This window comes from Actinomadura rugatobispora, from assembly GCF_055379765.1.
Genome location: NZ_AP029191.1, coordinates 2,942,381 through 2,967,505, shown reverse-complemented (window position 1 = coordinate 2,967,505; position 25,125 = coordinate 2,942,381). Strand labels below are relative to the sequence as shown.

General features: G+C 69.6%; 30 protein-coding genes. 18 read left to right on the top strand and 12 right to left on the bottom strand.

Going from position 1 to position 25,125, the window contains the following annotated elements:
• Window positions 1-98: 98 nt before the first annotated feature.
• The 6 genes from ACZ466_RS12265 to ACZ466_RS12240 form a co-directional block, all read right to left on the bottom strand.
• Window positions 99-893 carry an ABC transporter permease gene (locus ACZ466_RS12265; RefSeq protein WP_378279903.1) on the bottom strand — a complete coding sequence of 265 codons (795 nt, stop codon included), beginning with the start codon at window positions 891-893 and terminating at the stop codon, window positions 99-101.
• A complete protein-coding gene (locus tag ACZ466_RS12260) occupies window positions 890-1,828 on the bottom strand; it encodes an ATP-binding cassette domain-containing protein (RefSeq protein ID WP_378279902.1) in 939 nt (312 codons plus the stop codon). The genes ACZ466_RS12265 and ACZ466_RS12260 overlap by 4 nt, the downstream gene beginning before the upstream one ends.
• A 423-nt stretch (window positions 1,829-2,251) precedes the next feature.
• Entirely contained in the window at window positions 2,252-2,578 is a 327-nt protein-coding gene (locus ACZ466_RS12255; RefSeq protein WP_378279900.1) for a DUF1048 domain-containing protein, read from the bottom strand.
• 1 nt (window position 2,579) lies between these two features.
• Entirely contained in the window at window positions 2,580-2,936 is a 357-nt protein-coding gene (locus ACZ466_RS12250; protein ID WP_378279898.1) for a DUF1048 domain-containing protein, read from the bottom strand.
• On the bottom strand, window positions 2,933-3,259 hold the full coding sequence (locus ACZ466_RS12245) for a PadR family transcriptional regulator (protein ID WP_160826263.1): 327 nt from the start codon (window positions 3,257-3,259) through the stop codon (window positions 2,933-2,935). The genes ACZ466_RS12250 and ACZ466_RS12245 overlap by 4 nt, the downstream gene beginning before the upstream one ends.
• A 1,022-nt stretch (window positions 3,260-4,281) precedes the next feature.
• Window positions 4,282-4,467, bottom strand: coding sequence for a hypothetical protein (locus ACZ466_RS12240; protein WP_378279896.1), 186 nt, complete (start codon window positions 4,465-4,467; stop codon window positions 4,282-4,284).
• Window positions 4,468-5,468: 1,001 nt separating this feature from the next.
• On the opposite strand from ACZ466_RS12240, the gene ACZ466_RS12235 reads away from it, so the two are divergent.
• On the top strand, window positions 5,469-6,131 hold the full coding sequence (locus ACZ466_RS12235) for an SEL1-like repeat protein (protein WP_378279894.1): 663 nt from the start codon (window positions 5,469-5,471) through the stop codon (window positions 6,129-6,131).
• Between the two features lie 543 nt (window positions 6,132-6,674).
• Window positions 6,675-6,812, top strand: coding sequence for a hypothetical protein (locus ACZ466_RS12230; RefSeq protein ID WP_464043476.1), 138 nt, complete (start codon window positions 6,675-6,677; stop codon window positions 6,810-6,812).
• A gap of 417 nt (window positions 6,813-7,229) precedes the next feature.
• Here ACZ466_RS12230 and ACZ466_RS12225 read toward each other — a convergent pair whose 3' ends face one another.
• The gene (locus ACZ466_RS12225) at window positions 7,230-8,033 is read right to left on the bottom strand and encodes an SDR family oxidoreductase (RefSeq protein WP_378279891.1); all 804 of its coding nucleotides are present in this window, start codon (window positions 8,031-8,033) and stop codon (window positions 7,230-7,232) included.
• Window positions 8,034-8,128: 95 nt separating this feature from the next.
• On the opposite strand from ACZ466_RS12225, the gene ACZ466_RS12220 reads away from it, so the two are divergent.
• Window positions 8,129-8,926 (top strand): helix-turn-helix transcriptional regulator, encoded by a 798-nt coding sequence (locus tag ACZ466_RS12220; protein WP_378279890.1) that lies wholly within the window; start codon window positions 8,129-8,131, stop codon window positions 8,924-8,926.
• Between the two features lie 205 nt (window positions 8,927-9,131).
• On the opposite strand, the gene ACZ466_RS12215 is transcribed toward ACZ466_RS12220, so the two are convergent.
• Window positions 9,132-10,013 carry a PP2C family protein-serine/threonine phosphatase gene (locus ACZ466_RS12215; protein ID WP_464043473.1) on the bottom strand — a complete coding sequence of 294 codons (882 nt, stop codon included), beginning with the start codon at window positions 10,011-10,013 and terminating at the stop codon, window positions 9,132-9,134.
• A gap of 51 nt (window positions 10,014-10,064) precedes the next feature.
• Between ACZ466_RS12215 and ACZ466_RS12210 the strand changes: the two genes are divergently transcribed.
• Complete coding sequence (locus ACZ466_RS12210) at window positions 10,065-10,202, top strand: hypothetical protein (protein ID WP_464043471.1); 138 nt, start codon at window positions 10,065-10,067, stop codon at window positions 10,200-10,202.
• Window positions 10,203-10,806: 604 nt separating this feature from the next.
• Here ACZ466_RS12210 and ACZ466_RS12205 read toward each other — a convergent pair.
• On the bottom strand, window positions 10,807-11,607 hold the full coding sequence (locus tag ACZ466_RS12205) for a MerR family transcriptional regulator (protein WP_378279887.1): 801 nt from the start codon (window positions 11,605-11,607) through the stop codon (window positions 10,807-10,809).
• A 79-nt stretch (window positions 11,608-11,686) separates the two neighbouring features.
• On the opposite strand from ACZ466_RS12205, the gene ACZ466_RS12200 reads away from it, so the two are divergent.
• Both ACZ466_RS12200 and ACZ466_RS12195 read left to right on the top strand, forming a co-directional pair.
• A complete protein-coding gene (locus tag ACZ466_RS12200) occupies window positions 11,687-12,445 on the top strand; it encodes an SDR family oxidoreductase (protein ID WP_378279885.1) in 759 nt (252 codons plus the stop codon).
• Window positions 12,446-12,472: 27 nt separating this feature from the next.
• Complete coding sequence (locus ACZ466_RS12195; protein ID WP_378279883.1) at window positions 12,473-12,805, top strand: nuclear transport factor 2 family protein; 333 nt, start codon at window positions 12,473-12,475, stop codon at window positions 12,803-12,805.
• Between the two features lie 69 nt (window positions 12,806-12,874).
• On the opposite strand, the gene ACZ466_RS12190 is transcribed toward ACZ466_RS12195, so the two are convergent.
• On the bottom strand, window positions 12,875-13,090 hold the full coding sequence (locus ACZ466_RS12190) for a DUF397 domain-containing protein (protein WP_378279881.1): 216 nt from the start codon (window positions 13,088-13,090) through the stop codon (window positions 12,875-12,877).
• 122 nt (window positions 13,091-13,212) lie between these two features.
• Window positions 13,213-14,070, bottom strand: coding sequence for a helix-turn-helix domain-containing protein (locus ACZ466_RS12185; RefSeq protein ID WP_378279879.1), 858 nt, complete (start codon window positions 14,068-14,070; stop codon window positions 13,213-13,215).
• Window positions 14,071-14,223: 153 nt separating this feature from the next.
• Here ACZ466_RS12185 and ACZ466_RS12180 point away from each other — a divergent pair, with 153 nt between their 5' ends.
• From ACZ466_RS12180 to ACZ466_RS12160, 5 genes are all read left to right on the top strand, one after another.
• A complete protein-coding gene (locus tag ACZ466_RS12180) occupies window positions 14,224-14,547 on the top strand; it encodes a hypothetical protein (RefSeq protein WP_378279877.1) in 324 nt (107 codons plus the stop codon).
• Window positions 14,544-14,936: an ATP-binding protein gene (locus ACZ466_RS12175; protein ID WP_378279875.1), complete on the top strand. Its 393-nt coding sequence runs from the start codon at window positions 14,544-14,546 to the stop codon at window positions 14,934-14,936. The genes ACZ466_RS12180 and ACZ466_RS12175 overlap by 4 nt, the downstream gene beginning before the upstream one ends.
• A 52-nt stretch (window positions 14,937-14,988) precedes the next feature.
• Window positions 14,989-15,522, top strand: coding sequence for a DUF1707 SHOCT-like domain-containing protein (locus ACZ466_RS12170; protein ID WP_378279874.1), 534 nt, complete (start codon window positions 14,989-14,991; stop codon window positions 15,520-15,522).
• Window positions 15,523-16,131: 609 nt separating this feature from the next.
• On the top strand, window positions 16,132-17,769 hold the full coding sequence (locus tag ACZ466_RS12165; protein WP_378279872.1) for a restriction endonuclease: 1,638 nt from the start codon (window positions 16,132-16,134) through the stop codon (window positions 17,767-17,769).
• A gap of 225 nt (window positions 17,770-17,994) precedes the next feature.
• Window positions 17,995-18,810 (top strand): phosphotransferase family protein, encoded by an 816-nt coding sequence (locus tag ACZ466_RS12160; protein ID WP_378279870.1) that lies wholly within the window; start codon window positions 17,995-17,997, stop codon window positions 18,808-18,810.
• A gap of 23 nt (window positions 18,811-18,833) precedes the next feature.
• On the opposite strand, the gene ACZ466_RS12155 is transcribed toward ACZ466_RS12160, so the two are convergent.
• A complete protein-coding gene (locus tag ACZ466_RS12155; protein WP_378279868.1) occupies window positions 18,834-19,601 on the bottom strand; it encodes a hypothetical protein in 768 nt (255 codons plus the stop codon).
• A 190-nt stretch (window positions 19,602-19,791) separates the two neighbouring features.
• On the opposite strand from ACZ466_RS12155, the gene ACZ466_RS12150 reads away from it, so the two are divergent.
• The 7 genes from ACZ466_RS12150 to ACZ466_RS12120 all read left to right on the top strand — a co-directional run bounded on the left by ACZ466_RS12150 (window position 19,792) and on the right by ACZ466_RS12120 (window position 25,125).
• Window positions 19,792-20,037 (top strand): hypothetical protein, encoded by a 246-nt coding sequence (locus tag ACZ466_RS12150; RefSeq protein WP_378279867.1) that lies wholly within the window; start codon window positions 19,792-19,794, stop codon window positions 20,035-20,037.
• 166 nt (window positions 20,038-20,203) lie between these two features.
• Window positions 20,204-20,734, top strand: a complete 531-nt coding sequence (locus tag ACZ466_RS12145) for an RNA polymerase sigma factor (RefSeq protein ID WP_378279866.1) — start codon at window positions 20,204-20,206, stop codon at window positions 20,732-20,734.
• A 4-nt stretch (window positions 20,735-20,738) separates the two neighbouring features.
• The gene (locus ACZ466_RS12140) at window positions 20,739-21,653 is read left to right on the top strand and encodes a hypothetical protein (RefSeq protein ID WP_378279864.1); all 915 of its coding nucleotides are present in this window, start codon (window positions 20,739-20,741) and stop codon (window positions 21,651-21,653) included.
• Between the two features lie 16 nt (window positions 21,654-21,669).
• Complete coding sequence (locus ACZ466_RS12135) at window positions 21,670-21,876, top strand: DUF397 domain-containing protein (protein WP_378279862.1); 207 nt, start codon at window positions 21,670-21,672, stop codon at window positions 21,874-21,876.
• Window positions 21,877-22,064: 188 nt separating this feature from the next.
• A complete protein-coding gene (locus ACZ466_RS12130) occupies window positions 22,065-24,314 on the top strand; it encodes a sensor histidine kinase (protein WP_378279860.1) in 2,250 nt (749 codons plus the stop codon).
• Window positions 24,311-24,748 (top strand): roadblock/LC7 domain-containing protein, encoded by a 438-nt coding sequence (locus tag ACZ466_RS12125; protein WP_378279859.1) that lies wholly within the window; start codon window positions 24,311-24,313, stop codon window positions 24,746-24,748. Before ACZ466_RS12130 ends, ACZ466_RS12125 begins: the two co-directional genes overlap by 4 nt.
• A complete protein-coding gene (locus ACZ466_RS12120) occupies window positions 24,745-25,125 on the top strand; it encodes a DUF742 domain-containing protein (RefSeq protein WP_378279857.1) in 381 nt (126 codons plus the stop codon). The genes ACZ466_RS12125 and ACZ466_RS12120 overlap by 4 nt, the downstream gene beginning before the upstream one ends.

Here is a 25,125-nt window from a genome sequence, read left to right as displayed (position 1 = left end):
GAACCGTCACATGGCGACCCCGGGAACGCGTGGCTTGAGAGAAGTGTTCAGGGGCCGCCAGAACCAGCAGGTCTGACGGCCCCGTTCGGCCTGGTCGGTCAGCGGCTGGGGTCGCGGTTGAACAGCCTTACCGACCAGAAGAAGCCGACCAGGGTGATGCCCACGGACCAGGCGAGCGTCTGGTAGGCGCTGTCGCCGATGGCGTCGCCCATCAGCAGCCCGCGCAGGGTCTCGATGGCGGGAGTGAACGGCTGGTATTCGGCGAACCAGCGCAGGGCGGTCGGCATCGAGTCGGTGGGCACGAAGCCGCTGCCGAAGAAGGGCAGCAGCATCAGCAGCAGGGGCGCGTTGCTGGCGCCCTCGGGATTCTTGGCCGCCAGGCCGAGCGCGACCGCCAGCCAGGTGAGCGAGAAGACGAACAGCGTCAGCAGGCCCGCGGCGGCGATCCATTCGGCGGGGTGGGCGTCGGGCCGGAAGCCGATCGCCAGGGCGACGACGGTGACGACGACGACGCTGATCGCGATGGAGATCATGCTGCCGATGACGTGTCCGGTGAGGATCGACGATCGGGCGATGGCCATGGTCCGGAACCGGGCGACGATCCCCTCCGCCGCGTCCATGGCCACCGAGATGGCGGTGCTGGTGGCGGCGCCGACGGTGGTCATCAGGATGATGCCGGGGGTCACGTAGTTGAGATAGGCCTCGCGGCCCCCTCCGCCGGCGAGCCCGTTCCCGAGGGTGCCGCCGAAGACGTACACGAACAGCAGCAGGAAGACCACCGGCATGCCGATGAGCTGCACCGTCATCGCGGGGTAGCGGAGCATGTGCTTCAGGCGCCGGCGGATCATCGTCGCCGAGTCGGCCAGCGGGCGGGTGGCAACGGCGGTGCTCATCGAACCTCGTCCTTCGGGTTGCCGGTGAGGGTGAGGAAGACGTCGTCGAGGTCGGGGGTGTGCACCGACAGCTCCTCGACATCGATCGACTGGTCGTCCAGGCGGGCGAGCAACTGCCGCAGCGAGCCGACGCTGCCGTCGCTGGGGACCTGCAGGGTGAGAGCGTCGCCGTTCAGGAAGCCGGTGCCCAGCGCGCGGAGCGCGGAGTCGACGCCGTGCTCGTCGGCGAAGCGCAGGCTGACGTGCCCACCGGGGATGAGCCGCTTGAGTTCCTCGGGGGTGCCTTCGGCGATCAGCGTGCCGTGGTCGAGCATCGCGATGCGGTCGGCGAGATGGTCGGCTTCCTCCAGGTACTGGGTGGTGAGGAAGACCGTGACCCCGCGCTCTGCCAGGTCCCGGATGATCTGCCACATGGTGCGACGGCTGCGCGGGTCCAGGCCGGTGGTGGGCTCGTCCAGGAAGATGACCCGCGGGTTCCCGACCAGCGTCATCGCCAGATCCAGCCGGCGCCGCATGCCGCCGGAGTAGGTGGACGCGAGCTTGCCGGCGGCCTCGACCAGGTCGAACCGCTCCAGCAGCCGCGCGGTGAGCCGCCGGCCCTCGCGTCGCGGAAGGTGGTGCAGGTCGGCCATGAGGTCGAGGTTCTCCTCGCCGGTGAGGAGCTTGTCCACGGCCGAGTACTGACCGGTCACGCCGATGGACGCGCGGACCGCCTGGGGGTCTTCGGCCAGGTCGTGGCCCGCCACCCGGATGTCGCCGCCGTCGGCGCCGATCAGGGTGGACAGGATTTGGACGGCGGTGGTCTTGCCGGCACCGTTGGGGCCGAGCAGGGAAAAGATCGTTCCTTCGGGGACGGACAGGTCGATGCCGTCGAGTACCACCTTGTCGCGGTAGGACTTGCGCAGTCCGTGGGCCGCGATGGCCAGGTCGGCCATGATGCTGCTCCTCACAGGGGGATCAAAGGTCGCGGGAGGCGATGCCGCCCGGAGGCGGATGGTGCCGCCGTTGTTGAGGGGGTGCCGATGTGGCCGGCTTGGCTGCGCGGCAGGACCGCGCCGTACACGCCTTGGCGTCGCCGACTGGCAGCACCGGCGCGGGCTCGTCCCAGGTCGTGGCAGGTCGGGCTAGGCAGGCAGGGGCGGGACGCCAGTCCAGATGGTTGCGCGATGACGATCGCGCTCGGGATGTCACCGTCCGCCGGAAAAGCGGGCGGGCGTCCACCGGCCGAGCGCCGCGAGCGACCGCGACGGCGGCTTCGGCGGGAGGACCGGCGCGGCACAATAGCAAGCAGGCGGCCGACGGTCAGGGCCCGAGGTTCTCTTTCGGCTCACCCATCGAAGAATTCCGCCGGCACCGGGTTACTTCTCGGCCGTGCCGGGCTTCCCGCCGATGGACTCCTGATGGATGTCCGCGTAGGTGCGCGAGTTTTTGAGCAGGTCGTCGCAGAAGGCGGCGACATCGTTGCCGGTGAGTTCCAGAACTCCCCTGTCGGTCGCGACGCCCTCCTCGAAGAAATCAACGATCCCTGAGAGCAGGGACCCGTCCAGCAAGTCGACCGGTCCGACCTTGAAGATGTACCTCTGCATCTCCTTGTAGACGATCTGATAGTCCGGCGGAAGGGCCTTGACTCGCGCCATGTGCGCCCGCCACTGCTTCTTGCCCTCGATGATGTCCTGGATGCCCACGTCAGCCTCCTAGTCGACCCAACTTCTTCGCGACATTCCTGTTCAGCTGCTCGCGCCACCGGTCGCGGTAGCTCCGAGCCCTTTCTCCGCCGGCCAGCGCCGCGCAGAAGCCCTCGATGTCGTCACCCAGCACGTCGTGAACGCTCTGCCCGTCCGATGCGGTCTCTTCGAGCAGTCCCAGCGCGTTGTCGAGAATCGGCATCAGATTTCGACCTGTGAAGTCCGCGTAGGGAAAAATGTGGCCCTTGATCTCTTCCCACGCCGCCCGGTAGTCGGTCGGCAATACCTCGGCCCGGGCTTCGAACGCCTTCCATTCCCTGGTGAGATCGCTGCCTGTCATGGTCTCCCAGAACTTCATCTCCCACCCTCCTTGAGCTTGTCGATCCGGGACGTGACGTACTCCCATTTGGCCCAGAACGTCGCGAGTTCTTTGCGTCCCGCGTCGTTGAGCGCATAGAACTTGCGCGGCGGGCCCTGCCCGGACGGTCGTTTCGTCACCTGGACGAGCCCGTTCTTCTCCAGCCGCAGCAGGATGGTGTAAACGGTCCCCTCGACGACGTCGGCGAAGCCCAGTTCGTTCAGCCGACGCGTGATGGCATACCCGTAGGTCTCCTCGCTGCCGATGATTTCAAGCACGCAGCCCTCAAGCGTGCCCTTCAGCATCTCCGTCAGGTCGTCCAATCGCGGGCCCTCTTTGATCTCCGGGTACCTTGTAGTACCGAGTACCACTATAAAGTACCACATAGTAGCGAGCCGGCAAGGGGGCGTGCTCGATGGCGAACAGGGCGAGCGCCGCGCGGCACTTGCCTGCGAAGGCGGTCTCCGCGTTCCGCCACAGCGCGTGGAGCTCCGGCGTACGAACCAGTGCCGCCACCAACTCGGCGCCCTCGGCGATGGCGCAACTGGCGTAGGCGTCGGCTCCCGTAGCGCGCGGTCCCGGCGGCCGTAGAGTTCGGCCAGAAGGCCGCTGCGGGTCTCGAAGCGCCGCTGAGTGTGAGGGACTCGGTGCCCTCCTCCCGGATGAGCGTGCGCGCGACGTCGAGGAACTGCCGGTGGCGTGCACTCCACGGGAGGCGGATGACACCGGACGGCCACCTCGACTGACTGGTGAGCGTCCGTGGCACGAGGAAGGCCGAACCGACATCCCCACAAAGCGGAAGAACGCGGCTCTCGTCGGGCTGGACACTCCACCGCGGCGACACGCTGATGCACCTGGCCGTCAACTCCGCCGGGGTGCACGTTGTCGGCTTGAAGGCGAACCCCACACCAATGTCCGGCACCAAACCGTGCGGTATGCGGCCCCGTCCGAGCTGAGTAGCGCTGTCAAGCGCTGTCCGCCAACAGACAACACCCAGACAGCAGGGTCAACACCTTCCGCTCCGGGCTGGCCGATGGACAGGGACGCCGCGGCGGGCGATCCGCACAGCGATTCCGCGCAGGACCACCCGCGACCGGTGAGCACGCCTCCGCACTGCGCTTGATCCCGGACAGCCCATTTGGCTCGGGAAGGCGCCTACATGCAGGACAGACCTCCTATCGGCCCCTCTACCCGTTGCCCTCGTCGACGACTTCTTCGGCAACCCGTCGCTGCGGCTGACAGAACGCGCGCCGGTGTACCTCGGGGCAGTGGGCCGCCGTGTATGAGGAGGCGGGGGAGCGGGTGAGCGCCGCCAGGGTGAGGAACGCCGGCCCCGGCAGTGTGATCACCGGCTGTCCCTGGGCCGAACGGGCCGTTCCATGCGCTGGTCGGCCCAGAACTCCACAAGGGTGTCTGCGTCGAGTTCGTCGATGCGGACACCGGAGGGCAGGGTCCGGCCGGTGGTCAACGACTGGATCGCGATCAGGGTGAAGGCGATCAGGTCGTCGTCGGAGTGTCGCGGATTGAGCACCGTGCCTCCCGCGGGTGGGGACGGGGCGGACGGCGGCGCGGTGGGGGGCATGCGGGCCTTCCGGTGAGTCATAGGGCTGGGACGGCGCCCACGCTCGCACTGGCCGGCCGTCGGCGTCCCGACTGCCAAAGACCCCGAAACACCTCATATAGATCTTGGAGCATTCGGTGCGACCCTGAAACTTCCACAAGGATCTTGAACCCTTCGGAAGGATCTTGAATTCGCCTGAAAGATCTTGAAGGGGTCGGAGGGCTACGGGGTATCCGCAGATGACAACTCCGGTCTCGACAATGGTGTGAGATGTGGGTGGAGACATGCTCGCGCTAGGGGTTTGGGGACAGAGCGCAGTTCGTCACCAAAACTGCAAGCTGCTGTTCTATGTCGGAAGTATCTGATCAACTATGGACAGCAATCACTCTGTTCAATCCGGATGGGGCATGCCTCGAAACCCCCGGGCTCCACAGAGCCCGGCTCTGCGGAGCCTTATTGACGCCATGAACGACCTATTCGCCATGGCGAGTACCACATTGCCGGACCTGCGCAGATTGTCTGCCAAGAACGGCGGTGTGCTGCTGGTGGAGTCGACCACCCACGAGTGGCTGGCGGGAAAGCGTGCCAGACCGCCCCGCCTGCAGTGGCTGATGGCGTTCGTCAAGGCCTGCCGGGCGGCCGTTGCCGAGGGGGGCTTGGACCCCGACGAGCTCGGCATGGGCACTCCGACCGAGTGGGCGGCGCGATTGGCCGCCGCCAACCGCGCGATCACCAGGGAGAACGACGAACGACGGTCTCAGCCCCCCTCACCGCCACCCCTCGCCCCTCGGATTGAGGAGGTGTACACCCCCGTCCCATCTGCCCACACCCAGCCCCCAGCGCAGCCGCCTGGCGCGTCTGACAGAGCGGTGCCACCGCAGGAGGCGGGCCCACCGCCCCCTGCGGTAGGCCCGCAAAACGATGGGCAGGGCCGCCTGCCTCCCCAGGCCCGGGAGTCGACGCGCGCGCCAGTGCCCACGGCGGTCCTGGAGGCACTGGCCGCCGCGGAGGTGTTCACCGGTGGCGCCCGGATAGAGGAGGTCCCGCTGGCCGAGATACGGGAGATCGCGGTTCTGCTGGCCGCCGCCAGCAACGCCGCAGAGATGATCAATGGTGACCCGCCCGCGGAGCTGACCCCGCCGCTGAAGCGCATCTTGAACGACTACGGGCGCACCGGTGCCCGGCTGCTCAGACATGCCGAATCCGCAGCCCACCCTCCCGCCGAGGTCGCCGAGGCCGCCTTCCAGCTCGCCGTGCTGCTGCTGTGCGATGAACGCGAGGACGGCCATGCCTACCTGGACAAGGCCACCAGAGCCGGCCACGCCGGAGCCCAGCAACTCCACTACCACCCCGCGGCTCACCTGGCCATCCGCGGGACCGCCCACCAGATCGCCCGCTCCTACCAGCGCAACGGGAACTTCAGCTCGGCGCTGGTGTTCTTCCAGGCGGCCACCAAACACGGAGACGCCGAAGCCTGCTACCAGATCGGCCTGATCCACACCGACCAGGGCAAGGCATGGGAAGCGGCCACCTGGTTCTCCCGCGCCGCCCGCAGCGGCCACCTCAGCGCCTACGAGCACCTCAACGCGCTCAGCGACCAACTCGTCACCCACATCACCCAGGTCACCCAGTAGCACACCACCGGGTCGACCAGGAAGGCAGTTGCGCCGTCGCGGCCGGCACGTGGTTCAACGGGGCGCGCTTCCCGGCTCCTGTGTCTCCACACGTGGCAGGGTGCGCTGCGCGGCACCAGGGCCGCGGGCGATGTCCGAGGCGATCGTCATCGCGTGCGCAAGATCCTCAAGACGCGGGAGGCAGAGACGACTGCGATCCTGGCCAAGATCGAAAAAGCGGAGGCGGCCGGCTTCCGCATCATCACCGGCGGCCAGACTGGTCAGGACACCTAAGACATCATCAACCGGCGAACCAATGCCCTCATCGCCAAGGACGGCGGCTTGGACGGCCATCTCGAGACCTACGAGCAACTCGACCCCGAAGGAACCTGGCAACAGGAGCGTGCCGGAGCACGCGGGAGCATGACCGATCACGCGCGACCGCACTCACGATGATCGCCCCGCCACGCCCCCAGCGACGTTTGCGCCACCCCTCCCGGTGGCAACCCGCCCGAGGGCTTGGCTGCGAACCCGACGGTCGAGGACCTGCTGACGACTAACCAGGTGACCTTCAACAACGTGGCCACCACGACCGCGCCCACGATCCTCGGCGACAGCCAGGCCACCGCCATGCCCCAGGCGGGCGCCGCCCCCTGGCACCAAACCGCGTTCACCGCCTACGGCACCCTCGCGATCACGTGACTGAGCCGCACGTCAGGAGCTGCTTGCCCGTCTGGGGCTTGGACTCCGGCCTACCGACAGGCGGGGCACCATTTGATGATGCCCGCCTGGCCGGCGGCCGGCGGAACGTTCACTCGTGCGAAACGGGGCGGGCAGGATGTGTGGGCGACGCCTTGCCCACCCTGCCGATCACTTTGGGTGTGCGCACAACGCCGAACTCATACAGCGCACGAGGGCAGCCCCCGGCGCCGCATCGCCGCCGTCGTCCTCGCTCTCGGTCTCACCGCGGGTCGGGACGGCTGCAACACCCGGCATGAGGCACTCCTGGTCGAGGCGGCCCTGCACTCCCAGGTGCAGGGCCGCTGGCGCATGGTCGACGTCACGGTGACCGGAGCTCGGGGTCTGGACATCGACCCCATGGTCCCGCTGGCCGAGGCACTAGATGATCTGCTCGGTCGGGAGGATGGTGATCTCGGTCAGGTTGACGTGCTTGGGGACCGCGCTCATGAAGGCGACCGTTTCCGCGACGTCTTCGGACGAAAGGACGTCGATCTGGGCGATCAGGTCGGCCATGAGCTTGCTCGCCGCCGGGTCGGTGACGTGGTCCGGCAGCTCGGTGTCGACCATGCCCGGCTCGATCGTCGCCACGCGGATCTTCTTGCGGCCCAGCTCGGTGCGCAGCAGCTTGGAGAGCTGGGTGACGTAGGCCTTGGTCGCCGAGTAGACCTGGAAGCCCTCCAGGATCCGGACGGCGGCGATCGACGATGTGGTGATGAGGTCGGCGCTCCGGCCGGCGGCCGCGGCCGACTCCAGGGACGGCACGAAGGCCTGGATGGTGTTCATGACGCCCTTGATGTTGAGGTCGATCTGGGCGTCCCAGTCCGCCGTGGCCAGGTCGGTGATGCCCGAGATGAGCTGTACGCCGGCGTTGGCGAAGACGAGGTCGACCTGGCCGAGTTCGTCGGCGACCCGGTCGGCCATCGCGAGGACGGCGGCGCGGTCGGTGACGTCGGTCGGCAGGGCCAGGGCGGTTCCGCCGTCGGCGCGGACGCGGTCCTCGACCTGGTCGAGCCGGTCGCCGCGGCGGGCCACCAGCGCCACCTTCGCGCCGAGTTCCGCGAAGCGGGCGGCGGTCGCTTCGCCGATGCCGCTGGAGGCACCGGTCACCACGGCGACACGTCCGGCGAGCGGGGTGCCGGAGACGACCTGGGCGGAGGGCTGGATGCTCTGCGTTGTGTTCATGCCGAAAGCGTGCATCCGGTTCCGCCGAATCGGGGGGTAGTGATACGGCCCCCCACTGAGCAGGGGTGCATCGTGACCGCCGGTAGCCTCGAATCATGCCACGCGCCGAGTTGGGCGAGTTCCTCATGACCCGCCGTGCCAAGGTGACGCCCGAGGCCGTCGGAATGCCCGCGGCGGGCGAGCGTCGTGTCCCCGGCCTGCGCCGCGACGAGGTCGCCGCGCTGGCCGGAGTGAGCGTCGACTACTACCGCCGTCTGGAGCAGGGCAAGGAGACCCGCCCCTCGCAAGTGGTCCTCGCCGGCCTCTCCCAGGCGCTGCGGTTGACCGAGGCCGAGGAGCGGCACCTGTACGCACTGGCCGGTGCGGCGCACCGACTCGGCGAAGAGGCGACGGTCCGGCCGGTACCGACCGAGCTGCTGACACTGATGGACTCGTGGAGCGACTCCGGCGCGATCTTGCTGGATCCGGTACTCGACGTCCTGGCGATGAACGCCGAGGCGCAGAAGCTGTTCGCCGGCTTCGAGGAGACCGCGAACCTGCTGGAGATGGTCCTGCTGGACCCAGAGGGCCGCCGGTTCTTCGTCGATTGGGAGGCCTCCGCCGAGGCGACCGTGGCCAATCTGCGCGACAGCGCCGACTTCGCCGTCGCTCCCGCCCGGCTTCGGGAGCTGCTCGACCGGCTGGAGGCCGAGAGCCCGGAGTTCCCCGGCCTGTGGGCGCGCCACGACGTGCGGCCCAAGACCCACGAGACGAAGGTGTTGCGCCACCCCGCCCGGGGGCTGCTGAGCATCGACTTCCACGCCTTCAACGTCGCCAGCGTGCCTGGGTACCAGCTCCTGGTTTACCGGGAGAACCCCGCTGTTCCCGGCCAGGAGCCGGGCGGGTCCGGTTGAACGAAGAAGAACGGGTGGTCACTGCACCATCCGCCATGATCAGGGTCGCTTCCACGTCCGGCGAACGCCCACGTACACCAGGGCGTTCAACCCACCGGCCGAACCCGGACCATGAACAACAAGCTTCCCCTCCCGCGCGAGCCGCGCACCGCTGGGCGTGCATAGGCGCCACTGTGCCGTTCTCGAAAGCAGGTCCGCGCCCGCGTCAGGGGCCTGGTTTGGAGCCGGTGGGTGCCCGGAGCGCGATCAGGGCGATGTCGTCGGTGCCGGTGGTGGCGAGGAGACTGTTCAGGAGGCCGTCGCAAAAGCCGTCCAGGGGGCGGCGCGCGAGCGCCGAGGCTTGTTCGCGGAGCCGCTCCAGCCCCTGGTCCAGGTCCTCGCCCGGACGTTCGACCAGGCCGTCGGTGTACAGCAGTACGGTGGAGCGCGGTGGCAGGTGCTCAACGGCGCTGTCGTAGGGCTGATCGAAAACCACGCCCAGCAGGGGATTGGCGGCGTCTTCCAGCAGGCGGCAGTCGCCGTCGGGCGTGACCAGGAGCGGTGGCGGGTGTCCGGCTACGGCGTAGTTGAGCTGCCACTGGTCGGGTTGGGTTTGCTCGACGCGAGCCAGGGCACAGGTGGCGGTCGCGTCGGGGGCCAGTGATTCCATGACGATCTTGAGCCGCCGCAGGATCTCGCCGGGCCGGCCGAGGCGATCGACGCTCAGCGCCCGCAGCATGTTCCGCAGCTGGCTCATCTGGACGGCGGCGTCAAGGTTGTGGCCGGCCGCGTCACCGATGGCCAGCACGGTCGCGCCGTCGGGGAGAACGACGGAGTCGTACCGGTCGCCGCCGACCTCGGCGGCCGAGGGGCTCGGCAGGCAGCGGGCGACGATCCGCAGGTCGGCGTCGCCCGGGCTCACGGGCGGACGGTCCCCGCAGGTGGCGGCGGTCACCACCGCCGCCACGGTCCCGTCGACCATCACCGGCAACAGCACCACGCTGTTGGCGGCCGCTTCGGTCAGCCAGGCCGTCGACCCTTCGGGCAACAGGTCGGCCGGCGGCTCGCCCGGCGGGAACCGGCGGTACAGCGGGCGGCGCCGCTCCACCGCGCGGGTGAATCCGCTGTTGGCGGCGAACTGCTCTTCGCGGAGCGGCGGGTGCGGCGGCAGGGCAAGGCATGGGAAGCGGCCACCTGGTTCTCCCGAGCCGCCCGCAGCGGCCACCTCAGCGCCTACGAGCACCTCAACGCCCTCAGCGACCAACTCGTCAACCACATCACCCAGGTCACCCAGTAGCACCCCACCCGGCTCGGTCAGGAAGGAGTGGCGCCGCCGCGGCCGGCACGCGGTTCAACGGCCGCGCTCCTGGAGCCTGTGTCTCCACGCGTGGGCAGGAGGACGCTGCGCGGCACCAGGACCGCGGGCGATGTCCGAAGTGATCGTCATTGACGTGCGCAAGATCCTCAACCGGGAGGCAGAGACGACTGCGATCCTGGCCAAGATCGAGAGAGTGGAGGCGGCCGGGTGCCGCATCATCACCGGCGGCCAGACCGGTCAGGACACCGGGGACATCATCGACCGGCGAACCAATGCCCTCATCGCCAAGGGCGGGGGCGGCTTGGACGGAACCGAGCACGCCGAATCGGGATGGCGGTCACGAGATGCCGTGAGGCGGAGAGCGGGGACGGCTCTGGCTCGGGCACCTGCCGGTCGGCCACCCAGCGGTCCTGCTCGTTGTACTCGAACAGCGCTCAAGCGATGTCCACTTGCTTGTGCAGCAGGTCAACACGTGCAACGGCCATCCGCCGACCTTCCCACCACCAAGATCCATCCCACCACTTCTTCTCTCACACCCGGCGATGCGGCGGCGGGCAAGGGCCCGCATCGGTCTGCGGAGGGTTCAGTCCGCCGCGATCCGGAAGACCGGCCAGCCGATCTCGGTACGCCAGCGTGCCGGGTCGGGGGTGTCGCGCGGGCCCACCGGGTAGCTCTCCCGGACCGGGCCGGCCACGGAGAGGGCATGCTCGACAACCCAGCCGCCGAGTCGTCCATACGTGACCTCGATCGTGTCGTGGTCACCGTGGTGGGTCGTCAGGGCGAGTTCCACCGCGGGCAGCGTCACCGTACGCACTCCGCTCGCGGAAGGCGGCGGTTCGGTCACCGGCAGGTAGACCAGGGCTTCGCCCTGGCCGTGGGTGAACAGCGCGTTGTCGTACAGGCCACCGGGCGGCCCGGCCGGTTCCGGGACGGCGGCCTCCAGCAGAGCCATCGCGCCGGGATACCAGTCCAGCAGTTCGCCCTGCTCCAAGGTGGCCTTGACAGCGGCCACGAGTGTCGGCGGGACGTGCCGCAGTTCGACGTCGAGATTCTCCGGCTCGGGCTCCAGCAGGCGCCGCAACGAGGTGACGGCCGAACGGGTGCGCTCCAGCCGATCCTCCAGCCGGCGCAGGTGCTCGGCGACCAGGCTCGCCCGCTCCCGCAGGTCGGGGGTGCGCAGGATTCGCTGGACGTCGGCGAGCGGGACCTCCAGTTCGCGCAGCTTGTGGATCACCTGGGCGATGGGGATCTGCTCCGGCGTGTAGTACCGGTACCCGCTGGACCGGTCGACGCGCGCGGGTTTCAGGAGCCCGGCGTCGTGGTAGCGCCGCAGCGTGCGGATGCTCAGATGGGTGAGCCGCGAGAATTCGCCGATCGATAGCACGCTCAGATCCTGCCCCCTCCCCCTACGGGAGATTTTCGCATTTGACCCTCTCCCTGGGAGAGACTCCAAGGTCGGGAGCATGACCGAAACCATGATCGGCCGCCGCGCGCTGGTCACCGGCTCCAGCCGTGGGACCGGTGCCGCGATCGTGGCCCGCCTGCGCGCGGCCGGCGCGACCACCCTGGCGACCGCGCGCAGCAAACCGGACCGGCCTGGCCTGTTCGTGTCCGCGGACGCCACGACGACCGACGGTGTCTCGCGGATCGTCGACGCTGTACGGCAGGAGCTCGGCGGCCTGGACATCCTCGTCCACGCACTCGGCGGCTCGGAGGCCCCGGGCGGGGGGTTCGCGGCGCTGACCGACGAGCATTGGCAGGACGAGCTGAACCGCAACCTGCTCGCCGCCGTCCGGCTCGACCGGGCGCTGCTGCCGGCGATGACCGCCGGCGCCGTCGTCCACGTCTCCTCGATCCAACGCCGCCTGCCGCTGCCCGACGGCACACTCGGCTACGCGGCCGCCAAGGCGGCGCTCACCACCTACAGCAAGGGTCTTGCCAGGGAGCTCGCACCATGCGGCATCCGGGTCAACGTCGTCTCTCCCGGGGCGATCCAGACCGAGTCCGCCGACGCGCTCGTCGCCCGGATCGCGCAAGCCGAGGGCATTGACGAGCCCGCGGCCTGGGACCGGCTGCTGGCCGCGCTCGGCGGGATCCCCCTGGGCCGTCCCGCCCTGCCCGAGGAGGTCGCCGAACTGGTGGCCTTCCTGGTCTCCGACCGCGCCGCCGCCATCACCGGCGCGGAGCACACCATCGACGGCGGCACGGTGCCGACCATCTGACCTACCGATGCGAACAGGAGAAGACCGATGACGACCTCTGACACCGTTCCCCGGATCATCCAGCGTTACTTCGAACTCGCCTCCTCACAGGACAACGAGGCATATCTCGCTCTGTTCACCGCCGACGCCCTCGTCGAGGACGAGGGCAGGGAGTACGCGGGCATCAATGCCGTCCAAGGCTGGCGCAGCAGGGTCCCCGTTGTCGAGCACACGATCACCGATGTCGAGCCGGCCGACGAGGGACTGATCGTGACCTGCACGATCACGGGGGATTTCCCGGGCAGCCCTCTGGCCGGACTGAGGTTCCACTTCCAAGAGTTCGATGAGAACCACGTGAAGGTTCTGCGCATCCGGCCTTGAGCGCGCCGAGCCGCCGAGATCCTCGCGGCCCATGGCCACGAATGCCGTCCCGCGTGAGGCCGTGGCGGCTCAGCTCAGATCGAGCCGCCCGCCCTTCACCGCGCCGATGAACGTCCGCCAGGCGTCAGGGCCGAACCCGAGCACCGGCCCCTCAGGATCCTTGGAGTCCCGAGCCAACACCAACGCCTCATCAGCAGCCACCTCGACACACTCGCCGCCGTTGCCGGTGCTGTGGCTACTCTTGCGCCACATGCCGCCCTCGACGCACTCGCCACCGTTGCCCATGCTGTGGCTGCTCCTTCGCCAAGTTCCGATCTCGACGCAGTTGCCCTGCTGAGTGCTGTGACTGCTTCTGCGCCACCGGACGTGGGGGGAATGCATGATGACGCGCTCCTAGGTCGTTGTCTTTAAGACAGTTCTGCAGCCACCTGCTCCATCAAGATGCGGGACTCGTTGGGGCCGAGGGCCCGGGAGCGGAGGTGGTCGAAGAGGTCGACGTAAGCATTGACATCGGAGGGATCCTCCAGGTAGATGCTTCCTCGTCTGTATTGAAGGTACACGACGTCCGGATCAGCGGGCTCAGGGAACCTGAGGACGTTGCAGGGGCCTTCCATGGAAGGGTGGGCACCTGCGCTGTAGGGCAGTACGACGATGTTGATGTGGTTGAGGCGGGAGAGCCTGATCAGGTGGTCCAACTGCTCCTTCATGGTTTCAGGTGGGCCGACTGTTCTACGTAGCACGGCTTCGTTGAGTACTGCCCACAACTTCGGTGCGTCGTCGCTGGTCAGCCGTTCTTGACGCTTCTTTCGGAGAGAGACCTGACGGTCGATTTCTTCTTTCGTAGGTTGTTGTATGTCGGCGAGAAGCATTGAGTTGATGTATTCCTCAGCCTGCAGGAGGCCGGGGACAGCTTCGGACTCGTAGGTGAGGATCTCGGCTGCCTCTTCCTCCAAGCCGACGTAGACCTCGAACCACTCGGGGATGGATCCCGAGTACTGGTGCCACCAGCCGCGCTGGCGGCTCTGGCGGGCGAGGGTGACGAGGACCTCGGCGCGTTCGTCGTCCAGGCCGTAGAACCGGCAGAGGGCCATGATGTCGGCGACCTTCGGGGCGTGGGTCGCGGCCTCGATGCGGCTGACCGTGGCCGGGGCGATGTCGGCGAACCTGGCCGCCTCCTCCCGGGTCTTGCCCGCCTCCTTGCGGAGCCTCCGCATCTCTGACGCGAGTCGACGCCTGCGCACGGTGGGGCTCGTTCGACTTGCCATTCTTGCTCCCTTCTGGGGGGATTTGCCGCCCGCCGGACCATGATTTTTTGATCGGGCTCACTCTTATGGGTTTACAAAATCCGTGGGCTCAATCCACACTCTGAACCATAGCGACCATCACGCACGGTGCGGGTGTGATCACGGAAGATAGTCGTGATCGCGGCGGTGTGCCGTGCCCGGCGAAGGGGCGGCCTGGCGGTGACGGCGGATACACGACCGCATGCGGTGCGGTTCGGCCTTCTGGCCCATCTCTGTTTCAAGCTCAAGGAACGGCAGGGTTGCGGCTCGCTGCTCGTCCACCCCCGGCAGGGCGAGGCGGTGCTGTACGTGCCGTACACGGAGCGGCAAGGGCGGCTCGGGGTGGCGGCGGTTGATCATCGCGGGCGTTGGCTTTACGCCTTCGGCGACCAATGGAACGTCGCGGGCGATGTCGCCGGGACCGCTGCAGCGATCGCGTGGGCGGTGGGGCTGCGGTGACCCGGCGGCATCTTGGGACGTGTGTCGTCCCCTCGGCGGCGGCGCACGTGGCGATCGGGCGGCGCTGGCTGCGCGGCACGATCGAGTCGCTACCTGGTTTCGGTGACGGTGCTGGCGACGACGCCGTCCTGCTGCTGTCGGAGGCCCTGACCAACGCGATCGTGCACGGTGGCGGCGAGGTCGTCGAGGTCGACGCCTTCTTCGAGGACGGGGCGCTGCGGGTCGAGGTCGTCGACGGCGGTGGCGGCGGCGTCCCGCGGTTCAGTGAAGAGCCGTGCGGGGAGGGCGGACGAGGGCTGCCCATCATGGAGGCGGTCGCCCGGAAATGGGGCTACGAGGCCGCGGACGGTGGCCGCCTGCGGGTGTGGTTCGAGATCACCTTCCTCTGAACGCATGCAGTACTGGTTTGGTGGAGTCATTTACCTTGCTAGCGTGCTTGCCATGTCGGATGCCCTGCCCGATCCGCGGGCGTCGCACGGGGACCGGGACCGTGTCGTGGACGCGTTGCGAATCGCCGCCGGTGACGGTCGGCTCGATGCCGAGGAACTCGACGTCCGGGTGGGGCGTGCGCTGGCGGCCCGGACGCTCGGCGAGCTGGCCGAACTCACCGCTGACCTCGTGGTCGCGGCCGACGATGTACTCGTGGTCCAGCAAGGGGGCGGCAAGTATGCGAAGGAGGGGCGGTGGCGGGTACCCGCGCGCATCGAGCTTCGCACGCAACTGTGCCGGGTCACCCTCGACTTCACCCAGGCGGAGATCACAGCGAGCGTCCTGCGTATTGACGCGGAGATGGTGCACGGGAAGCTGGTCATCGTCGGTTCGCCGGGCATCGTGATCGACACTGACGGGCTCAACCGCACGTACTCCAAGGTCAAGCTTCATTCCAAGGACGTCGCCGCCGATCCCCTTCTCCGCATCGAGCTCGTCGGCACGCTCGTCCACGCGAAGGTCATCGAGCAGCGGCCGCGACGTTAGCCTGAGGCCAGGCGCGCCGTAACGCCGCCCGGGGCGGCCACCGGCCTTCGATGGCGTCGTAGGCCGCCCGGGTGGTGTCCAGAGGAGGAAGACTCGATCACGGGTGAGGACCCTGATCCGCGTAGTCCGGCCTCCGTACGGTTGCGGCGCCCTCGGGACGGGCGATACCGCAGCGAGGGCCTGACCGACTCGGCCCCCGATCGTGCGACGGGCCGGACAGTCGTCCCGAACTACATCATCCTGGACAACCTCGCCGTGGGGACCCGGCGGTATCTGGGGACGTGGGTCGTCCCCTCGGCGGCGGCGAACGTGGCGGCCGGGCGGCGCTGGCCGCGAGGCAGGATCGGGCCGCTGCTCTGTTCCGGGGATGGTGCGTGCGAGGACGCGTCCCGCTTCTGTCGAGGGCCCTGACCAACGCGATCGTGGACGGTGGCGGCGAGGTCACCCACGGCGGGGCGGTGTCCTGCGGTTCGAGATCTCCTTACCCTGAACGCCCTTCCTGCCGCGGGTTGTCAGTCCCACTTACTAGATTGACCGCATTGGTCACGTTGTGCGGTCGGGGATGGCATCGTGGGCAATGGGTGTGCAGGGTCGATTTCGGAGAGCGTGATGGCCAAACGCCAGGGCATGTGGGCGGATCTGCAACGGGAACGGGCGCGGCGGCAGCGGCTCGAACAGCAATTGCGGAGATCACGGGAGCAGGCGCTTGCCCGGGAGAACCGCGAGCGGGAGAAGGCCCGGCGGGAGGCCGAGCGGCAGGCCGCCGCCAACGAGCGGGAACGCAGGCGGCTCTACGTCGAGCAGCGTAAGGCGGAGGCCGAGGAGAAGGGCGTCGACCTCGATACGCGGGTGGCGAGGCTGGAGACGCTGTTGGCCGATGGGATCGGCGGGACGCGATCGTTCGGGTTCGCCGCGTTCAAGAAGGCGGTCGAGCCGCCGCCGTTCGACCCGCAGGGGCTGGACGTGCCGGTCGATGAACCGGCGTGGGCGGACGTGGCTCCCCGTCCGCCCGGCGCGGTGGTGGGGCGCCTTTTCGGTGGCAACGCCCGGTACGAGCGGGAGGTCGCCGCGGCGCGCGAGGAGCATGAGCGCCGCCGTGCCCAGTACACGGAGGCCGAGGAGCGGCGCCGTCGGCGGTTGGCCGAACTCCGTGCCGAGCACGCGCGGCGGGTGGAGCGGGCCGCGGACGAGACGCGGCGGCAGAACGCCGAGGTCGACGAGTTCGAGCGGGCCTTCCGCGCCGGGGAGCAGGAAGCGGTCGCGCAGTACTTCACACTCGTGCTCGACTCGGCCGAATATCCGGACGGGTTCCCGCACCGCTTCCGCGTCGTCTACCGGCCGGAGCCCAAGGAACTGGTGATCGACTACGAGTTGCCCGGCCAGGACGTCGTCCCCGCCGACCGTGGCTACAAGTACGTCCAGACACGCGATGCGATCGAGCCGCTCGTCCGGCCGCTCAAGGAGATCAAGACGCGGTACGCCTCCGTCATCGCCCAGGTCGCGCTGCGCACGCTGCATGAGGTCTTCGCCGTCGACGTCCCGGACATCGTCGCGGCGGTCACCTTTGGCGGGTACGTGCGGACCAAGGACAGGGCTACCGGCCGTCCGATCAGGCCCTACCTGCTCAGCGTGGCCGCGACGCGCGAGGTGTTCGCCGGACTCGTCCTGGCCGATCTGGATCCCGTCGCGTGCGTCAAGCAAAAGCTTGGCGCGCTCGTCTCGCCGCACCCCTACGACCTGGAGGCGGTCCGGCCCATGGTCGACTTCGAGGCGCTGCTCAAGCAGTTCGCGTTCGTGGAGGGCATGGACGCCGTCGCCGGGCTGGACAGCCGCCCTGATCTGCTGGATCTGACCCCCGCCGAGTTCGAGCACCTGGTGCGTCAGCTCTTCGAGGCGATGGGGATGAAGTCGTGGGTCACGCAGGCGTCCAAGGACGATGGCGTCGACGGCGTCGCCACCAACGAAGACCCGATCTTCGGCGGGCTGTGCATCATCCAGGCCAAACGGTACCGAGGTGCCGTCGGCGTCGACGCCGTACGCGAGCTGGCGGGGACGATGGAGGACAAGCACGCCACCAAGGGCATCATGGTGACGACGTCCTGGGTCACCAAGGGCGGGCACGAACACGCCCGACGCCATGGCCGGATGCAGGTCATCGAGAACGAGGAGTTGAAGTTCCTGCTCAAAGAACATCTGGGCCTGGACGTTCTCATCAGCCTTCCCAAGCGGCCGCCCAAGCGATCGTGAACTGCGAGGGGCGTGTGGTCCCTTTACGGCCGCCGGTGTGGCGGCCTCTCGATGGCGAGCGTGCTCGCGAGGGGACGAGGTGATGTGCGGCTTCGTCCACTCGCTGCAGCGGGATGCGTGGTCTGACCAGCGGCGTGAGCGCGGCCGCATCCGCGGAGAGAAGGGCATCCGCAGCACTCTGGTGTACATCACCTCCGCGCCATCGAAGGACCAGGAGGTCATCCCGTGAGCATCCGGCGAACACATCGCGCGCTGCTGAGTCAGCTGCTGCCCGTCGACGACCCGGACGATCTGGCTGTGCGCCGGGGACAGTTCCACACCGTCGTCATCGGCTCGGACCGGGTCGTGTGCCTGCCTCGTACCCGGGCGGCGGCCGAGCGGTTGCCGCAGCGCGTGGCCGCTCTCCGTGCACTTGCCGGGTTCGACCTCGGCTTCCGCACACCTGAGCTGCTGCTGCAGGGCGGAGACCCGCCGTTCCTGGTGCTGAGCCGCATCCCCGGCGAACCGCTGACGGCCGACGCGCTCGACGATGGCCGCGTGGCCGGCGCCGTGGCGGCGCAGTACGCCGCGCTGCTGGCCGCTCTGGCCCTGCCTCAGGCACCGGAAGACCGGTGGCGGTACTTCGCGGAATGCGTGCGCGCGGAGCTGTTCCAGCTCATGTCCGACCACGGGCGTCTGCGGGCCGATCGGGAACTCGCAGCGCTCGACGGCCTTCCCCACCTCACCCGAGCAGTGGTGCACGGTGACCTCGGCGCCGAAAACGTCCTGTGGGAGTGGACGCACGGACTGCCGCGCCTGGCCGGAGTACTCGACTGGGACGACGTCACACTCGGCGACCAGGCCGAGGACCTCGCGGCCATCGGCGCCGGCAACGGCCGCGACCTCCTGGAGCGGGTACTCGCCTTGGGCGGCTGGTCCAACGACGGACTCACCACCCGCATTGCCGCGATCCGCGGGACGTTCGCCCTGCAGCAAGCCCTCTACGCCCTCCGCGACGGCGACGAAGAAGAGCTGGCGGACGGCCTGACCGGCTACCGCTGACGCGAACGTTCCCGGACACAGGTTCACCAGCTGCCCTCGAAGAAGGCCAGGAGAGCCGGTGCAGGGTCCGCCGCGGTGGCCGTGTTCGCCACGGCGATGACGATCATGGCCAGTGACAGCAGCGCCGACAGGACGCCGAACGATCCCAGCACGCGCTTGGCGGACGGCTCCGTTCTCGCGAATCTGATCCACAGCATTGTGCTGACGGCGATGAGGAAGGCTGCCACGATCGCGGCTATCACGGCCATCGCCACGTGGTAGCGGGCGAAGTCGCTGATCATCACTTCGAGTGCGGGCGGGGTGTGGCCACCCGCGCCCGGGTAGCCGGCCAGTTGCTGCCGGACTTGATCGAGCGTGCCGGTGGGCTCTGCGCCGGCCGTCAGCATCGGCAGCAGCGAGGCGTAGGGCGCGGCCGCGCCCTGGATGTTGGCCATCGTCGCCAGCAGCGAGGACACTGCGAGCATCGTGACGAGGACGCCGGCCGAGGCGAGAGCGGCTCTCTTTCCTCGACCGTCGGCCTTCAGGAACGCCTTCCAGACGAGGGTGCCGAGCGCGACGAGCACGACCAGCAGGACCGCGGCGATCGCCGCCTTGGCCAGGTGGTAGCGGAACCAGTAATCGACGACCCTCTCCAGGTCCGGGGACAGATCCCGGTCGCCGGAACTCCAGTACCCGGTGAACGACTCGCGGAGGGCTTCGACGAGGTCGCGGCTACCGGCGAAGTCGCCCGCCAGCATGCGGGGAGCCGCGACGAAGGCGGCGGCCAGGGCCACGGCCAGGACCGCGAGCACGGAAAGAGCGCGACCAGGGATACCCGCGGATCGCGGCAGGGCTGCATGAGCAGACATGTTCCTCGCCTTTTGAGCAGGTAGGGACTCCGTGGAGCATGACGCTCTGGGGAAACCATCCGCATCAGGCCGTGGCGTGATTCGCGCATCGCTCCCCGGCATGACCAGGCCGACTCTCTGGTCTACTGGGCCGATGGACGAGCGCGGGCCGGACGCCGACGTGGTGGCCCGCTGGCGGTGGGTGTACGACTATCCCGACGATCCGCCGGGCGGCTTCGTCTTCGGCGAGATGGTCCTGTACGCGGACGGGACGCTGCTGCGCCGTTACGGCGATGGCGGGCTGCCGTGGGCCCCGGTTTTGTGGTGGCCGGGTGAACGCGACCCCGGCCGCGCCGCCGCCCTCCTGGCCTCTCGCGGCTACGGCCTCCATCCCGCCTGAGGTTTTTTTCTGGGGCGTCGCGGTTTCTTCGCGTGCAAATCGTGATTATGCGGGCACTTTTTCTGGTGATCAACTATTGGCCGCTAGATCGACTCTAACTGGGTGATGTGGTTCTCCGGCCGGGACATGGCGTCGCGGCATGCCTACTTGAAAGCGGGCAAACTGCATGATCAACCGCAATCCCTTCCGTAGGGATAAAGGTCGTGAAGAGTGGATATTCCAGGAGGTGGAGCGCGCGGTCCGCAGCGCGGCCCGCAAGTTCAGGCTCTCTCGAAGCGATGCCGACGATCTCGTCGGTGACGTCCTCGAGTCGCTGTACAGGAATCCTGAGCGGCTCGGTGACCTGGTGGACAGGGAGGTTCTGGCGGGCTACGCCTACACGGCCGCCGTTCGCAGGGTCGTCAAGAATCTGCGGCGGAGCGCGAAGTGGAACGAGATCCCTCTCGATTCGGTTCGCGTGGCCGGGCCCGAGGAGACGGGTGCGGTCGCGACCCGGATCGACGTCCGGAACGCCGTCATGGGGCTCTCCGGGACGCTCGCGGCGGTCGTGCTCGCGCGACACTTCCTGGGAATGACATTTTCCGAAATAGCGCAGAAGTTCGATGTGCCCGAGGCGACGGTCAAAAGCCGTTACCGCAAGGCGCTGACCGAACTGGCGAAGGTCATTCCGGACCCGAACGATGACGCTGGAAGGTGAGGACATGGCAGACCTCGACTGGGAGGCCGGGTTCGCGGCCCGGCTGGACGTTCTGGCGGCCGAGGACAAGAGGGAGTTCGTTCGGGAGTTCTGCGACGGCGCGGCCCCCGCGGGGCCCGTGCCGTCACCGCGCGGATCCGGCCGCCGCGCGCGCTGGGGGTTCAAGACGGGCGTGCTGGCGGGCGTCACGGCGACCGGGTTGGCGCTGGGTTCACTCGGTGTGGCCTATTACGTCCTCGGCCCGGCCGATCACAAGTCCGGGTCCATGCACCTGGCGGATCCGGGCCGTTCGGACGACCCTGGCGGGCCGAGGAGGAGCATCCGGATCTCGTGGCCCGACAAGGAGTTCGTGACCGACGGAACCACCGGCCGTCCGCGGGCGGGGGCGGGGGCGGAGGGCATCCGGATCGGCGGCCGGACCTACACCTCGGGGTGGGTGCTCAGCGGCGGCGCCGTCGCGGCCGAGCGCGTCATCGACTTCGAGACCTCCGTGGCGCGGGGCGACCTGACCGCGGTGGTCGCCGCGCTCGGAACCTCGGAGCCATGCCGCTGGACCGCGACGGCCGGTGGGGTCCGGAAGAGCGTGCGCGCTTCCGCCGGGGGCCACGAAGCCTTCTCCCTGCCGATCGACCGCTCCACCGACGGTGTCACGGTGCGGGTGGAGAGGGAGTCGCCGCAGGCCGGACGGCCGGAGGGCTCGTGCGTCATGGCGGGCATCAAGGTGCAGGGCCGTCCGGCCGTCCCGGACGAGCGTGTCAAGCCCTCGACCACCCCGAAGGACGACCGCCCGCCCGGGAAAGCGGTGGAACGGGTACCGGTCGAGACCTCCAGCGGCCCGGCGCAGCCGTCGCCGCCTGTGGAGTCGCCGTCGGCGGAGCCCGTCCAGCCGGATTCGCAGTCTCCCGCTCCCGCGAACTGAAAGGACCTGTATCCGGATGCTGAATTCCGATGGGACGGTCTGGCGCAAGAGCCGGCGCTGCGAGAAGGGGGAGGCGTGTGTGGAGGTCACGGCCCTGCCCGGCGGCATGGTCGGGGTCCGGGACGGTGCGCATCCTGAGGGCGGCTCCGTGCTGCGGTTCTCCGGTCCCGCGTGGAGAGCGTTCCGCGCGAGCGTCGGCACCACCGTCCAGGCGCGCCGGTGAAGATCTCGCTACTTGGTTCATACGGAGGCGCAATCTTCCGGAAATGCGGTGTACCTAGCGTCTGTCAGCGCGTTGCCGCGCTCGGCGAGGCCCGTGAAACGCAGCCTTGCTCGCTGGCGGCCGCTCGATGGTGAGCGCGCTCACGAGGGGATGGGGCCGATGAGGGCCGAGTCTGCTGGGGCCGGGGCATGAGTCCCCGCCATCGTGCGCCGGTTCAGGAGAAGGGCCGGGGTGCGGGCGGGCGGCGCAGGTTCGCGCCGGCCCGCACGATCCGGGCGCGGCTGGCGCTCATCCTGGCCGTGCCGACGGTGTCGCTGGTGGTGCTGGCCGGGGCCGGTGTCGCGGGGCAGGCGCGGGTCGCGGCCGACGCCGAGGCGACGGTACGGGACGTCACGCTGGTGCTGGCCGCCCAGGAGCTCATCCACTCGCTGCAACGGGAACGCGGTCTGACCAGTGGCCTGCTCGGCGGCGCGGGCGGGTACCGGGCGCAGGTGGACGCGCAGCGCCGCGAGTCCGACCGGTACCGCGCCGATCTCGGCGTCGCGGCGCGGGCACCGGACGGTACGGCGCGGGCGGTGCGGGGTGCGCTGGGGCGGCTGGGCACGCTGGGGTCGGTCCGGGGGCTGGTCGACTCGGGGCGGATGGGCCGTACCGAGACGCTCGACTTCTACACCGGGGCGATCACCGCGCTGGCCGGGGCCGCCGCGGCCGACTCGGCGGCCCGGCAGGACCGCGCGCTGCGGCTCGGGCTGGAGGCGCTGAACGTGCTCGGCGACGCCAAGGAGGCGACCGCGCTCGAACGCGGCCACCTGAACGGGGTGTTCGCCGCCGACCGGTTCACCCAGGACGACTACCGGCGGTTCTCGGAGGTGCGGGCCGCGAAGGTGAACGCGCTGGCCCGGTTCGGGCGGGTGGCGACGCCGGGGCAGGCGGCGGCGCTCCAGGCGGCGCGGGCGACCCCGGCGGCGGGCACGGCCGACGTCTACGAGCGGCGCGCGCTGGACGGGACGAACGGCGGGCGGCTGGGCGTCGACGCGGCGCGCTGGTGGGACGCGATGACGGTCCTGGTGGACGACCTGCGCGCCGTCCAGCACCGGATCGGCGCGGACGTGCGGGAGCGGGCGCTGGACGTGCGGGCCGGCGCGCGCCGGACGCTGGTGCTGTACTCGGCGGGCGCCGCCGCGGCCCTGCTCGTCGCGGTGCTGCTGTGGCTGTACACGTTCCGGTCGGTGGTGCGGCCGCTGCGGCTGCTGGCGGCGGAGGGCCGGGAGGCGTCGGAGCGGCGGCTGCCGTCGGCGGTGGCGCGGATCCGGGCGGCCGAGGATCCCGGGACGGTGGTGGTGGACGCGTCGCGGTCGGCGCTGACCCGGCGGGCGGACGAGTTCGCGGAGGTGGCCGAGGCGCTTGAGGACCTGCAGCGCACCGCCGTGCGGCTGGCCGTCGAGCAGGCGGTGATGCGGCACAACACCGCCGAGTCGCTGGCCAACCTGGGGCGCCGCAACCAGAACCTGGTGCGCCGCCAGCTCGGTTTCATCAGCGCGCTGGAGCGCAAGGAGGAGGACCCGGGCGCGCTGGCGGACCTGTTCGAGCTCGACCATCTGGCGACCCGGATGCGCCGGAACGCCGAGAGCCTGCTGGTGCTGGTGGGCGAGCACAGCCCGCGGCGCTGGTCCGGGACGGTCCCGGTCGGGGACGTGCTGCGGTCGGCGTTCGCGGAGGTGGAGGACTACCGGCGGGTGGTGCTGCGGCGCGCGGACGAGGCGGCGGTGCGGGGGTCGGCGGCGGCGGAGATCTCCCATCTGCTGGCCGAGCTGATCGAGAACGCGCTCTCGTTCTCGCCGCCGGACATGCAGGTGGAGGTGCAGGCGCGGGCCGACGCGACGGGCTACCACATCGCGATCGTCGACCAGGGGATCGGGATGGCGCCCGAGGCGATGGCCACGGCCAACGCGCGGCTGCGCGGCGAGCAGAACTTCCTGGTGAGCCCGGCCCGCGATCTGGGCCACTACGTGGTGGGACGGCTCGCGGCGCGGCTGGGCGTCCGGGTGTGGCTGCACGACTCGCCGCTGAACGGGGTGTCGGCGCGGGTCGTGCTGCCCCCGAGCCTGCTGGTGGAGCCCGAGCCGCCCGCGCCGGAGCCGGTGCCGGAGCCGGTGCCCGTGCTGGCGGTGGCGGGTGAGCGGGGGCGGGCGGTTGACGTCGTGGCGGTGATGCCGCCGCCCGGCGACGTGGCCACGACGCGGAACGGCCTGGTCAAGCGCCGTCCGCGCGAGCAGCCCCTGCGGCGTCCGGTGCGTCCTCGGGAGGCGCCGTCCAGACCCGCCGACGATCCGGCGCGCAGGCCGGACGAGGTGCGCTCGATGCTCAACGACTTCCGGGCGGGTGTGCACCGGGCCGCCGAGCGGCGCCCCGGCGAGGAGGAGGGTGAGGACCGATGACCCAGGTGGCGGCGGAGGCGCAGAGCTTCAACTGGCTGCTCGGCAATTTCGTGCGGAACACCGACGGCGTGACCGACTCGGTGGCGGTGTCGTCGGACGGGCTGCTGATGGCGATGTCGGACGGCCTGGACCGGGACGGCGCCGAGCAACTGGCCGCGATCGTGTCCGGCGTGACCAGCCTGGCCCGCAGCGCGTCCCGGCACTACGACTTCGACGGCCTGAAGCTGGTGATGATCGAGATGCGCCGCGGGTTCCTGCTGGTGTCGGCGATCTCGGACGGGAGCTGCCTGGGCGTGGTGGCGACGGCGGGCTGCGATCTCGGCCTGGTGGGGCACGAGATGGCGACGCTGTGCGACCGGTTCGGCGGGCTGCTGACGCCGCAGATGGTGACCGAGCTGAAGAACCAGGTGCTGCGGCGGGCGGCGCCGAGATGACCGCTCCGGACGACGGGTTCGACGGCGACGGGGGGTTCGTGCGGCCGTTCATCGTGACGGGCGGCCGGACCCGTCCGGTGGACGGGCGGCTGCGGGTGGAGACCGTGATCAGCGCGCCGCCGTCCGCGCTGTCGGCGCCGCTGGGGTTCGAGCGGCGGCGGATCGTGGAGACCTGCCAGCGTCCGGTGGCCGTCGCGGAGGTGGCGCACGCGCTGCGGGTGCCGGTGGGGGTGGCGCGGGTGCTGATCGCCGATCTCGTCGCGGAGGGCCTGGTGACGGTGCACGAGCACGTGACGGGCCTGGCGGGCGCCGCGGGCGGCGACGGTCCTTCCCTGTCGCTGCTGGAGAGGATCCGTGACGGTGTCCGTGCGCTCTGA